The organism is Acidovorax sp. GW821-FHT10A04, from assembly GCF_059415825.1.
Window position 1 is genome coordinate 251,394 of record NZ_JBWKNZ010000009.1, and the last position, 13,457, is coordinate 264,850.

Consider the following 13,457-nt stretch of genomic DNA (forward strand, 5'->3'; position numbering starts at 1 on the left):
TCAGGCGAGGGTGCGTAGCTTGGGCTCTCTGTCCCACTGGCGCGTCTGCGCGGCAGCGATGAAGGCCTTGCTGTCCTTGGGGTCCACCACGCCGGCATCGGGCTCGATACCAGCCGCCTGAAGGATGGCCTGCGTGCCGGGGCAGGCGCCGATGGCCTTGAGGTGGCCGAAGGCATCGCGGAACCAGTCCACGGCAGCGGCCTCGCGCGCGAGCTTCTGGCCCGCCTCGGTCGAGAGTATCGAGGCCACGGCATCGAACACCGTGGAGGGTGTTCCGGCCAATTGCCCATCGGCGGGCAGGCGGCTGCCATCGTCCATCACGGCACCACCCACCTTGGGCGCGACGATCTTCACCGTGGCACCGGCCTTCTCGATGGCCTTTCGCAGGGTCGCCACCGACTTGGCGTTGGTGCCGTCGTGGACCAGCAGGCCCACGCAGCGGCCTTCCAGCGTCGGCTGCATGCGGTCGATGATGCGCAGCGCGGGCGACAGTGGCAGGTCCTGCGGCTTCACGGCGGCCGGGGGCTTGGGTGGCATGGCATCCATGCCCAGGCCATCGGCCACGCGCTGGGCGAGGGCCGGGTCCACATGCTGCAGGTGGCCGACCACGGCCTCGCGCACGTGGACGGTGGCCACCTTGGACAGCTCGAACACAATGGCCGAGGCGATGTGCGACTGCTCCAGCTCGCTCTGGCTGCGAAAGAACATGCGCGCCTGGCTGTAATGGTCGGCAAAGCTCTCGGCCCGGATGCGGCCCTTGGCACCCGCGTCGGCGGCTTCGGCGAAATGGCGGAACCCCTGCGCCTGCGAGGCGCGGGGCGTGTCGCCCTGCAGGCTGCTGGGCTCGTAGTTGACGCGGCCCTTGGGCACGTTCATCTGCATGTGGCCGTCGCGCTGCATGTTGTGGAACGGGCACTTGGGCGCGTTGACCGGGATCTGCGCGAAATTCGGGCCGCCCAGGCGCGACAGCTGCGTGTCCAGGTACGAGAACAGCCGGCCCTGCAGCAGCGGGTCGTTGGAAAAATCCACGCCCGGCGGCACATTGGCCGGGCAGTAGGCCACCTGCTCGGTCTCGGCAAAGAAGTTGTCGGGCCAGCGGTTGAGCACCATGCGGCCGATGGTGCGCAGCGGTACCAGCTCCTCGGGAATCAGCTTGGTCGCATCCAGGTGGTCGAAGGGGAAGCTGGCTGCCTCTTCTTCGGTGAAGAGCTGCACGGCGAAGTCCCATTCGGGGTAGTTGCCGGCCTCGATGGCCTCGAACAGGTCGCGGCGGTGGTAGTCGTTGTCGGCCGCCTGCAGTTTCACGGCCTCGTCCCACACCGTGGACTGGATACCCAGCTTCGGCCGCCAGTGGAACTTCACGAAGGTGCTCTCGCCCTCGGCATTCACCAGGCGGAACGAGTGCACGCCAAAGCCTTCCATCGTGCGCAGGCTGCGCGGGATGGTGCGGTCGCTCATGGCCCACATCACCATGTGCAGGGTCTCGGGCATCAGCGAGACGAAGTCCCAGAAGGTATCGTGGGCGCTGCCGGCCTGCGGGTAACCGCGGTCGGGCTCCATCTTCACGGCGTGCACGAGGTCGGGGAACTTCATCGCGTCCTGGATGAAGAACACCGGGATGTTGTTGCCCACGATGTCCCAGTTGCCCTCCTGCGTGTACAGCTTGACGGCGAAGCCGCGCACGTCGCGCGGCGTGTCCACCGAGCCGGCACCGCCGGCCACGGTGGAAAAGCGGGTGAACACGGGCGTTTGCACCCCCACTTCGGTGAGCACGCGGGCCGTGGTGTAGTCGGCCAGCGATTCGGTCAGCTCGAAGTAGCCGTGCGCGGCCGTGCCGCGGGCGTGCACGATGCGTTCGGGAATACGCTCGTGGTCGAAATGCGTGATTTTCTCGCGCAGGATGAAGTCTTCGAGCAGCGAGGGGCCGCGTGGCGTGCTGCGCAGCGAGTTCTGGTTGTCGGCGATCGGTATGCCCAACTGGGTCGTCATGACCGGGTGATCGGCGCCGGCTTGCTGTTGCAATTCGTCACCATTGCCGCGCAAGGTGTCGGGCGCCGGGGTGGTGGATCGGGTCGAACGTGGCTTGTCCGCGGGCGTGCGGACGGCTGGGGACTTGGCCATGGATGCTCCAGAAATGGGGGGCGGGGACGTGGGTCAAATGGCATCTTTCCCCAGCAGCGCGCGGGTGGAGGTAGGACCATGGGCCGTCCTCCTGTCGGCGGCGCAAAAAAGGCCCCTTCCGTGAAGTGGCGCACGCCCTGGATCCGTAAGTGCTTGCAACGCAGGTCTCCATGCCATGCGGTTTTGTTACGCTTGCCAGTTCCTTTGGAGGGGATCGCGTGAAAGCCAAGAACTGGATGTTTGCCGCCGGCCTGTCGCTGGCGACCCTGGGGGCCATGGGGACCGCCCATGCCCTGCAGATCACGAGCCTGTCCCCCCAGGGCGAGGTCGCGCGCGTGCGCCAGGTGGTGGCCAAGTTCGACGCGGCGGCCGTCAATTTCGGCGACCCCAAGGCGCCACCACCGCTGACCCTGAGCTGCAGCGATGCCGCCGCCACCAGGGGCAATGGCCGCTGGACGGGCGAGAAGGAATGGGTCTTCGACTTCGAGAACGACCTGCCCCCGGGCGTGCGCTGCACTGCCGCAGTCAAGGCGGGCTTCAAGTCGGCCAGCGGCGCGGCGCTGACCGGGCCCACGAGCTTCCAGTTCAACACCGGCGGCCCGTTCGTGCAGAACATGCGCCCCGGCACCTACCAGGACATCGACGAAGAGCAGGTCTTCGTGCTGCAGCTCAACGGCCCGGCCACACTCGACAGCATCAAGGCCAACACCTGGTGCGCGCTCGACGGCGTGGGCGAGAAGGTCCCTGTGCGCCTGGTCGAGGGCAGCCAGCGCGATGAAATCCTCAAGTCGCTGGGCCTGGACAAGCGCGCTGCCCAGCAGCCGCTGCAGTACGTGAGCCTGGCCTGCAACCGGCGCCTGACCTCCGGCTCGCGCATGCAGTTCGTCTTCGGCAAGGGCGTGGCCACCCCGAGCGGCGTGGCCAATGCGGTGGAAAAGCGCTTTGCCTACAAGGTGCGCGAACCCTTCTCGGCCGAGTTCAGCTGCGAGCGCGAGAACGCGCAGGCCGCCTGCCTGCCGATCCGCCCGATGGGCCTGTCCTTCAATGCCCCGCTGTCGCGCAAGCTGGCGGCCGGCATCCGCCTGAAGTCGGGCAAGGAAACCATCAAGCCGCAGCTCGAAGGCGGTGCGGACGAGGACAAGAACCCCGATTCCGTGGTCACCAGCCTGCAGTTCACGGCCCCGCTGGCCGAGAACACCCAGTTCACCATCGAGCTGCCCAAGGATTTCAAGGACGCCTCCGGCCGCACGCTGCGCAATGCCGACAGCTTCCCGCTCAAGGTGGCCACGGGCGGCAGGCCGCCGCTGGCCAAGTTTGCGGCCGCGCCCTTCGGCATCGTCGAGCGCTTTGCCGAAGGCCCCGAGGGCCCCGCGCTGCTGCCCGTCACCTTGCGCAATGTGGAAGCGGCCCTCAAGGTGCAGGGCCTGCAGGCGGGCAGCGGCACGCCCGCGGCACCCGCCGGCAAGGTAAGCACCCTGCGGCCCACCAGCGACTCGGACATCATCGCCTGGTTCCGCAAGGTCAAGCGCTATGACAACTACAACGTCGACCGCAAGGAGGCGCGCCGCGACACCAAGGGCCCGCTGCCCAAGGTGCTCGACAACGACCGCGACTACGTGCAGTCGCGCATGGTCTCCCTGCTCGGCGGGCAGAACGGCGTGAAGACGCTGGACCTGCCCAAGCCTGCGAACAACGACCCGCGCCCCTTCGAGGTGGTGGGCATTCCGCTGGCGCCCGGCTTCCATGTGGTGGAGATCGCCTCGCAGCTGCTCGGCAACTCGCTGCTTGACGAACGCCATGGCGATGCCCGCACCATGTACGTGCGCACCTCGGCGCTGGTGACCAACCTGGGCGTGCACTTCAAGCTCGGCCGCGAGAACGCGCTGGCCTGGGTCACCAGCCTGGACAAGGGCCAGCCCGTGGCCGGCGCCACGGTGCGCGTGTCCGACTGCAGCGGCCGCGAGCTGGCCACCGGCACCACCAATGCCCAGGGCGTGGCCAGCCTCGAAGGCCTGTCGCCGGAGCCCGAGCAGTGCGGTGAAGAGGGCGAACGTGCCTACTTCGTCAGCGCGCGCAGCAAGGGCGCCGACGGCGTGGAGGACATGGCCTTCACCTGGAGCGACTGGCAGCGCGGCATCGAGCCCTGGCGCTTCAACGTGCCCACCAGCAACGAACCCAATCCCGACGAGCGTGCCCACACCATCTTCGACCGCACCCTGTTCCGGGCGGGCGAGACGGTGTCGATGAAGCACCTGCTGCGCACCGAGACGCGCAAGGGCTTCGACATCCCCGAGAGCCGGCCCACCACGCTGGTGATCACCCACCTGGGCAGCGGCCAGCAGTACACCCAGCCCCTGGCCTGGCGCAGCACGGCCACGGGCGGCTTCAGCGCGCAGAGCAGCTTTGCCGTGCCGCCCGCGGCCAAGCTCGGCATGTACTCGGTGGAGCTGCGCAATGCCGGTGGCAGCGAGCGCAGCTTCAGCTCGGGCCAGTTCCGCGTGGAAGAGTTCCGCCTGCCGGTGCTCGAAGGCCGCATCGCCCCGACCGACAAGAAGGCCCTGGTGCGCGTGCGCTCCGTGCCCACCGACGTGCAGATCAACTATGTGGCCGGCGGCGGTGCCGCCAACCTGCCGGTGCGCGTATCGGCCATGGTGCGCAGCAAGTCCCTGCAGTACAACGACTACGACGCCTTCAGCTTCAACCCGCCGCGCAAGCGTGGCCAGTCGGGCAGCGGCAACAGCGACGACGAGGAGGCCGCCGCGAGCCAGGACAGCCGCGTGATCGCCGACAAGCTGGCCGTGACGCTGGACCGCAACGGTGCCGGCAAGCTCACCATCGAGAACGTGCCCCAGGGGCGCCAGCCCCAGGACCTGGTGATGGAGGCCACCTACGCCGACCCCAATGGCGAGGTGCAGACCCTGCGCAGCACGCAGACCGTGTGGCCCGCGGGCGTGGTGGCCGGCATCAAGACCGAAGGCTGGGTGTCAGCCAAGCAGAAGATCCGCTTCCAGGCGCTGGCGCTGCAGCACAACGGCTCCGCCGCGGCCGACGTGCCCTTGCAGGTCAAGGCCGTGGCACGCATCACCACCACCACGCGCAAGCGCATGGTGGGCGGCTTCTACAGCTACGACAACCAGACTGAGACCAAGGACCTGGGCACCATCTGCAGCGGCAAGAGCGACAGCCGCGGCCTGCTGCTGTGCGAGTCCAAGCTCGACGAGGCCGGCGAGGTGGAGCTGGTGGCCATTGCCAGCGACCGCGACGGCAACACCAGCGAGGCGGCATCGTCCGTCTGGGTCACGCGCCAGGGCGAGCTGTGGTTCGGCGGCGAGGACCACGACCGCATCGACCTGCTGCCCGAGAAGAAGAGCTACCAGCCCGGCGAGACCGCCAAGTTCCAGGTGCGCATGCCCTTTCGCTTCGCCACGGCCCTGGTGGCGGTGGAGCGCGAAGGCATCATCGACACGCGCGTGGTGCAGCTCAACGGCCAGGACCCGACCATCGAGCTCAAGATCGAGGACGGTTGGGGCCCCAACGTCTATGTGAGCGTGCTGGCCCTGCGCGGACGCCTGCGCGACGTGCCCTGGTACAGCTTCTTCACCTGGGGCTTCAAGTCGCCACGCGAGTGGTGGAGCTCGTTCTGGTACGAAGGCAAGGAATACCAGGCCCCCACCGCCATGGTGGACCTGTCCAAGCCCGCCTTCCGCCTGGGCCTGGCCGAGATCCGCGTGGGCAGCAAGGCGCATCAGATCGACGTGAAGGTCGTGGCCGACAAGGAAAGCTACGCCGTGCGCGGCAAGGCGCAGGTCACCATCACCGCCACCCTGCCCAATGGCAAGCCGGCGGCCAATGCCGAGGTGGCGCTGGCCGCCGTGGACCAGGCGCTCCTGGAACTGATGCCCAACACCAGCTGGAACCTGCTTGAATCCATGCTGCAGCGGCGCAGCTGGGGCGTGCAGACCTCCACCGCGCAGATGGAGATCATCGGCCGGCGCCACTACGGCAAGAAGGCCGTGCCCGCGGGCGGCGGCGGCGGCCGCGCGCAGACGCGCGAGCTGCTCGAGACCCTGCTGCTCTGGGAGCCCGCGCTCAAGCTCGACGCCAATGGCCAGGCCAAGGTGACGGTGCCCCTGAACGACGCACTCACCACCTTCAAGATCGTGGCCGTGGCCGATGCCTCGGTGGGCCTGTTCGGCACCGGCAGCACCAGCATCCGCGCCACGCAGGACCTGCAGATCATCAGCGGCCTGCCGCCGCTGGTGCGCGAGGACGACCAGTTCCGCGCCCAGCTCACGCTGCGCAACACCACCAAGGCGGCCATGAAGGTCGAGGTGTCGCCGCGCGCCACGCTGCTGGATGTGAAGCCCCAGACCATCGACATCCCCGCGGGCGAATCGCGCGAGGTGGCCTGGAACGTGACCGCGCCGGCCCAGCTGGCGCAGACCCGCGCCGAAGCCATCCTCTGGGAGATCGATGCCAAGGACACCGTGAGCGGCGCGCGCGATGCGCTCAAGGCGCGCCAGCGCATCATCCCGGCGATCCCGCTCACGGTGCAGCAGGCCACGCTGGTGCAGGTGGACGGCAGCTTCACCCTGGACGTGAACCCGCCGGCCGATGCATTGCCCGGCCGCGGCGGCCTGAAGATGTCGCTGCAGCCCAAGCTGGCCGAAGGCCTGCCCGGCGTGCGCGACTGGTGGGCCAACTACCCGTTTGCCTGCCTGGAGCAAAAGACCAGCAAGGCCGTGGGCATGCGCGACGGCAAGCTCTGGCAGACGGTGGTGGCCCAGTTGCCCACTTACCTCGACAGCGACGGCCTGGCCAACTACTTCCCGCCGCGCGATGGCGACGCCAACCGCGGCAGCGACACGCTCACGGCCTACCTGCTGGCGGCGACCCACGAGGCCTCCAGCATCGACCCGGCATTCGCTTTGCCCGACGATGCGCGCGCGCCCATGGAGCGGGGCCTGATCGCCTTCATCGAAGGCCGCATACAGCGCGAGTTCTGGAGCCCGCGCAAGGACCTGGACATGCGCAAGCTGGCCGCCATCGAGGCCCTGTCGCGCTATGGCAAGGCCCAGGGGCGCATGGTCAGCAGCATCACCGTGGCGCCCAACCAGTGGCCCACGCACTCGGTGATCGACTGGGTGAACGTGCTGCGCCGCGTGGCCGACGTGCCCGAGCGCGACAAGCGCCTGGCCGAAGCCATGCAGATCCTGCGCAGCCGCCTGTCGTTCCAGGGCACCAAGGCCATCTTCAGCACCGAGCAGGACGACTACTGGTGGTGGCTGATGCAGAACGGCGACGTGAACACCGCGCGCCTGATACTGGCCGTGATGGACGACCCGGGCTGGAAGGACGACATGGGCCGCCTGGCCAATGGCTTCATCAGCCGCCAGCAGGGCGGCGCCTGGCACACCACCACGGCCAACCTCTGGGGCGGCCTGGCGCTGGAGAAGTTCTCGGCCAAGTTCGAGGCCACGCCGGTCGCGGGCAGCACCAAGGCCAGCATGGGCACGAACACTGCCAGCGTGGACTGGAGCAAGGTCGAGCGCATCAAGACCTCGGATGCCGGCGGCGCCGCGCACCAGACCACCTGGTTCGGCGCACCCGCCGCACCGGGCAACCTGCGCAACAACGGCATGTTCCTGCCCTGGGCGGCCGCGGGCGGCAAGGAAAGCCTGTCCGTCGCCCACCAGGGCACGGGCAAGCCCTGGCTCACGCTGCAGTCGGTGGCCGCCATCCAGCTGAAAGCCCCGTTCGCCGCCGGCTACGCCATCAAGAAGACCATCACCCCGGTGGAGCAGGCCAACAAGTCGTTGCCCGCCGGCCAGTACACGCGCGGCGACGTGCTGCGCGTGACGCTGGAGGTCAATGCCAGTGCCGACATGACCTGGGTCGCCATCACCGACCCGGTGCCCGGCGGTGCCACCATCCTGGGCAGCGGCCTGGGCCGCGACTCCGAGATCGCCACCCAGGGCGAAAAGCGCAGCGGCAGCGGCTGGCCGGCGTTCGAGGAGCGCAGCTTCGAGTCCTTCCGCAGCTACTACCACTACCTGCCCAAGGGCACGGTGAAGATGGAGTACACCGTGCGCCTGAACAACGTGGGCGACTTTGCGCTGCCCCCGAGCCGCGTGGAGGCCATGTACGCGCCCGAGATGTTCGGCGAGTTCCCCAACGCCCGCGTGAAGGTGGAGGCCGCCAAGTGACACCCCGCGCCGCAGCCTGGCCAGGGAGGCACCGGCCATGAACGCCAGCGTCTTCGTGGAGCTGCGGTTCTGGGTGCTGGTGGTGTTCTCGCTGGTGCTGCCTGCGGGCATCTATGCGGCGCTGCTGCGCACCCGCGCCATCTCGCGCCCGGCCGTGCTGGGCTTCGGCATTGCGCTGGTGCTCATCGCGGGCGTCGACGTCTACCTGCTGCAAAGCATGGCGGCACTGGCCCGCCAGACGCTCTCGGCGGCCGACGACGCGGTGTTCGCGTCCGAGGTGTCGATAGCGCTCTACGTGCTGCCGGCCGTCTTCGGTGGCATCGGCGTCAACCTCATCTCGCATGTGCTGCTGCACCACCTCACCGAGGCCGAGAAGCGCTTCGAGCGGGAGCATCCGGGTGGCTGATCCGGCCCTCTGGTGGCGCCGCCTGGCGCTGACCCTGGCGGCAGCGGCGGCGCTGCCCGCCCATGCGATCCCCAGCTTCACCGAGGTGCGCCAGGATTTCAGGCCCTCCGATACCCTGGTCCTCTCGCAGGAGGGCGAGGTCGTCCAGCGCCTGCGCACCGATGCCACGGTGCGCCGCGGCCAGTGGGTGCCGCTGGCCGACATCTCGCCGGCGCTGCGTGCGGCCCTGGTGCTCAGCGAGGACAAGCGCTTCTACGAACACAGCGGTGTGGACTGGCGCGCCGCCTCGGCGGCCGCCTGGGGCAACCTCTGGAACCAGCGCACGCGCGGTGCCAGCACCATCACCATGCAGCTGGCCGGCCTGCTCGACGGCGACTGGCGCCAGGGCCCGGGCGGGCGCAGCGTGGTGCAAAAGCTCGGCCAGACCGTGGCCGCCCAGGTGCTGGACCGCCGCTGGCGCAAGGACCAGGTGCTGGAGGCCTACCTCAACCTGGTGCCATTTCGCAGCGAGCTGGTGGGCATCGACGCGCTGAGCCGCACCCTGTTCGACAAGGCCGCCCACGGCCTCGACGACCGCGAGGCGGCCGTGGCCGCCGCACTGGTGCGCGCGCCCAATGCCCGGCCTGCGCTGGTGTCGCAGCGCGCCTGCGGCGTGCTGCGCGATCTGCAGCAGCGCCCGGGCCAGGCGGCGGCCCGCGTGGACTGCGATGCGCTGGACCTGTTCGTCACCGCGGCGCTGCAGCGCAGGGCCTTCGGTGCCAGCGAGGGCATGGCCCCGCACTTCGCGCGCTACCTGCTGCGCCAGCAGCAGGCCGTGCCGGGCGCAGCCCCCGTGCCCGAACAGGTGGCCAGCACCCTGCGCGCACCCCTGCAGCGCTTTGCCGTGCAGACGCTGGCCCAGCACCTGCGCGAGCTGCAGGGCCGCAACGTCGAGGACGGCGCGGTGCTGGTGCTCGACAACGCCACGGGCGCCGTGCTCGCCTGGGTCGGCTCCTCGGGCCAGCTCAGCCAGGCCGGCGAGGTCGACGGCGTGCAGGCCCTGCGCCAGCCGGGCTCCACGCTCAAGCCCTTCCTCTATGCCCAGGCGATTGCCGAGCGGCGGCTCACGGCGGCCTCGCTGGTGGACGATTCGCCGGCCCACATCGCCACGGCCGGCGGTCTCTACATCCCGCAGAACTACGACCGGCAGTTCAAGGGCTGGGTCTCGGCGCGCACTGCGCTGGCGGCCTCGCTCAACGTGCCGGCGGTGCGCACGCTGGTCATGGTCACGCCCGATGCCTTCCACCGCCAGCTCGGCGCCCTGGGCCTGCCGCTGCGCGAGAGCGGCGACTACTTCGGCTACAGCCTGGCGCTGGGCAGCCCCGAGGTGCCGCTCTTGCACCTGACGAACGCCTTCCGCACCCTGGCCAACGGCGGCAACCGCGGGCCGGTGCGGGTGTGGCCGGGCCAGCCAGGCGCGGCGCCGGTGCGCGCCATCGATGCCGGCGCGGCCTTCATCGTGGGCGACATCCTGTCCGACGGCAATGCGCGCTCGCGCACCTTCGGCACCGACAGCGTGCTCGCCACGCGCTTCTGGTCGGCCGTGAAGACCGGCACCAGCAAGGACATGCGCGACAACTGGGCCGTGGGATGGTCGCAGCGCTACACGGTCGGCGTGTGGGTCGGCAACGCCAGCGGTGCGGCCATGCACGACGTGAGCGGCACCAGCGGCGCCGCGCCCATCTGGGCCGCGGTGATGGGCTTCCTGCATGCGCGCGAGCCCAGCCGGGCACCCACAGCGCCCAAGGGCCTGGTGCGCCAGGCCGTGCAGTTCGGCCCCCTGCAGGCGGCGCCGGAAGGGGCGGCACCGCTGCCGCTGGAGGCGGCGCGCGAGGAATGGTTTGTTCCCGGCACCCAGCAGGCGCGCTTTGCCATCGACGCCGGGCCGGCCGACGACTCCGTCGCCGCGAAGCGCGGTACCAGGCCCTTGCGGGCCGCTCCCGCCACGGCGGAAGCTGCCGACGAAGCGCCCTCGGCGCGCATCCTGGCGCCGGTGCCGGGCACCATCATCGCGCTCGATCCCGACATTCCGCCCGAGCGCCAGCGTCTGCAGTTCGTGGCCAGCGGCGGGCGCGACCTGCGCTGGCGCATCGACGGGCGCGAGCAAGGGCGCGGTGCCCGCTGGGCCTGGCCGCCCTGGCCCGGGCGCCACCAGCTGGAACTGGTGGACGCGCGCGGCAAGGTGCATGACACGCTGCAGTTCGAAGTGCGCGGGGCGGGTGTGCGGGCGACCGGCGCCAGCCCGCCAGCGCGCCGATAAGTGCCGCAAAAGCCCTGCCTTTTCGCGCTATGCCGGGGCTATGGGCGACGTTACACTGTGTTGCAAATAACCGGGTCTGCATGACGCTTGCCCCGCAACGCACGCTTGTCCATGCACTTTTCCCGCCAGTTTTTCTCCCACAGGCTGATCTGGCTGGCCCTGCTGGTGTCCCTGGGCATTGGTTTGCTGTTTGCCCGCACCATCTGGACCATGCGGGAGGACAGCTGGGACTACGCCAGCCGCACCAATGCCAACCTGGCCAGCACGCTGGAGCGAAGCCTTGGCGGCACGCTTCGCTCGCTCGATGAATCGCTCAAGGGCGTGGTGGCGGGGCTGGAGCGCCCCGAGGTGATGGCTTTGCCGCCCGAGATACGCAACGGCGTTTTGTTCGACAACTCCCTGCAGGTGCCAGGCTCCGGCTCGGTGCTGGTGGTCGATGAGCGGGGCGATGTGGTGCTGGACTCGTCCGCCCTGAAGCCGCGCCAGGCCAACTTTGCCGATCGGGACTACTTTCTCGCCTTCTCCCAGGGCGGGCAACAAGGCCTGCACGTGGGTCGCCCCGTACCGTCGCGCATCACCGGGCTGTACATTCTTCCGTTGACCAGGGCCTACTACCACCAGAACGGCCGCTTCGCGGGGGTCGTGGTCGGTGCCATCCGCCTGAATTACTTCGACAGGCTGTTCGGTTCGCTCGACCTGGGGGTGGGCAGCCGGGTGGACCTGTACCGCACGGACGGGCTGCTTGTCTCGCGCTTTCCGCTGGCCCAGGGCGATGTGAATACGACCATCGCTGGCACGGCCGCCCTGGCACGGCTGCAAGCCACGGCGGTGGGCATCGACGCGGTCGATGCGGCGGCTGCCGACGGCTCGCACCAACTGCAGGCCTGGGAGCACGTGGGCTCCTACCCGCTGATCGTGAATGTCGCGCAGTCCAGCGACACCGTGTTGGCCAAATGGCGCCGCAGCGCCTGGGTGCTGAGCATCTTTTCTGCACTGCTCATGGCCGGTTGTGTGGGATTGGCCATGCTGTTCGTGCGCGAACTGCTGCGCCGCCAGGCCGTGAGCGCCGAATTGCGCGCGGCCGAGCGCGACCGGCAGACCATCCTCGACAACCTGCCGTCGCTGGTGAGCTACTGGGACGCGGACCTCACCAACCGTTTTGCCAACAGTGCCTACGACGCCTGGTTCGGCGTGGCACCCGAGCAGTTGCGCGGCATGCGTTTTGGCGAGCTGCTCGGGCCCGACCAGTACGCGATGTGCGAGCCTTTCCTGCGCGGTGCACTGCGCGGCGAGCGCCAACTCTTCGAATGCACCCTGATCGACAGGGCCGGGCAGCTGCACCATGCCATCGTCTCCTACGTGCCCGACATGGACGGCGACCAGGTGCGGGGCGTTTTTTCGCAGACCATCGACATCACCGACCGCAAGCGCATGGAGGAACAGCTGTTCGAGGAGAAGGAGCGCATCCGCCTGACCCTGCAGGCGATCGGCGATGCCGTGATCTGTGCCGATGCGCAGGGCCACATCACCTACCTCAACCCGGTGGCCGAGCGCCTGACGGGCTGGCAGGCCTTCGACGCCGCCGGCAGCCGGGTCGAGGCCGTGGTCCGGCTGCAGGAGCCGGACACGGACAGGATCCTGCCCAGCGCACTGCATGGCGCCATCAACGGCCATCCGCCCGAGGTACCGGTGCGTGGCGTGGTGCAGCACCGTACATCGGGGCAGCGCTTCGATGTCGAGGAAACCGCCAGCACCATCACCGACCGGCATGGCACGGTGACCGGTGCCGTGGCCGTGCTGCGCGACGTCACCGAGGCCGTGGCCATGCAGGCGCGCATGGCCCACCTGGCCCAGTACGACGCGCTGACCGACCTGCCCAACCGCCTGCTGCTGCAGGACCGCGCCCAGCTGGCCATCGCCCACGCACGGCGCGATCGCCGTTGCCTGGCCGTGATGTACCTGGACCTGGACGGCTTCAAGGCCGTCAACGACCGGCTCGGGCACGACATGGGCGACCGGCTGCTGGTGCAGTTCGCGCAGCGCCTGAAGTCCGCCGTGCGTGGATCGGACACCGTGTGCCGCCAGGGCGGCGACGAGTTCGTGGTGCTGCTGCCGGGCCTGGAGGACGCAGAGGGCGCCTGCAGCGTGGCCCGCAAGATGCTGGCTGGCGCGGCCAGCCCCTTCGAGCTGGGTGGCGAGGCGCTGCGCATCGGCCTGAGCGGTGGCATCGCCATGTTCCCCGAGCATGGCGCCACCTTCGAAGAACTCACGCAGCACGCCGATGCCGCCATGTACGCCGCCAAGCGCGGCGGGCGTCTGCAGTTCATGCTCTATGCGGGCCCCGGGGCCGAGCCGCGGGTCATCACGCCGCCGCAGCCCGGGCCGGGTTAGCACGCGGCAGGCGTGCCAGCCCTGCCCAGCGCGG

At 69.4% G+C, this 13,457-nt stretch carries 5 protein-coding genes; 4 read left to right on the forward strand and 1 reads right to left on the reverse strand.

Translation table 11 applies throughout. From position 1 onward, the window contains the following. On the reverse strand, nt 1-2,121 hold the full coding sequence (locus AC07PF_RS20125) for a catalase (protein WP_494612991.1): 2,121 nt from the start codon (nt 2,119-2,121) through the stop codon (nt 1-3). Between the two features lie 236 nt (nt 2,122-2,357). Between AC07PF_RS20125 and AC07PF_RS20130 the strand changes: the two genes are divergently transcribed. The 4 genes from AC07PF_RS20130 to AC07PF_RS20145 all read left to right on the forward strand — a co-directional run bounded on the left by AC07PF_RS20130 (nt 2,358) and on the right by AC07PF_RS20145 (nt 13,423). Then, a complete protein-coding gene (locus AC07PF_RS20130) occupies nt 2,358-8,327 on the forward strand; it encodes an alpha-2-macroglobulin family protein (protein ID WP_494613009.1) in 5,970 nt (1,989 codons plus the stop codon). Between the two features lie 37 nt (nt 8,328-8,364). Further along, complete coding sequence (locus AC07PF_RS20135) at nt 8,365-8,733, forward strand: hypothetical protein (RefSeq protein WP_007854116.1); 369 nt, start codon at nt 8,365-8,367, stop codon at nt 8,731-8,733. Continuing rightward, entirely contained in the window at nt 8,669-11,032 is a 2,364-nt protein-coding gene (gene pbpC, locus AC07PF_RS20140) for a penicillin-binding protein 1C (protein ID WP_494612992.1), read from the forward strand. Before AC07PF_RS20135 ends, pbpC begins: the two co-directional genes overlap by 65 nt. Nucleotides 11,033-11,143: 111 nt before the next feature. After that, nucleotides 11,144-13,423: a bifunctional diguanylate cyclase/phosphodiesterase gene (locus AC07PF_RS20145; RefSeq protein ID WP_494612993.1), complete on the forward strand. Its 2,280-nt coding sequence runs from the start codon at nt 11,144-11,146 to the stop codon at nt 13,421-13,423. Nucleotides 13,424-13,457 lie beyond the last annotated feature (34 nt).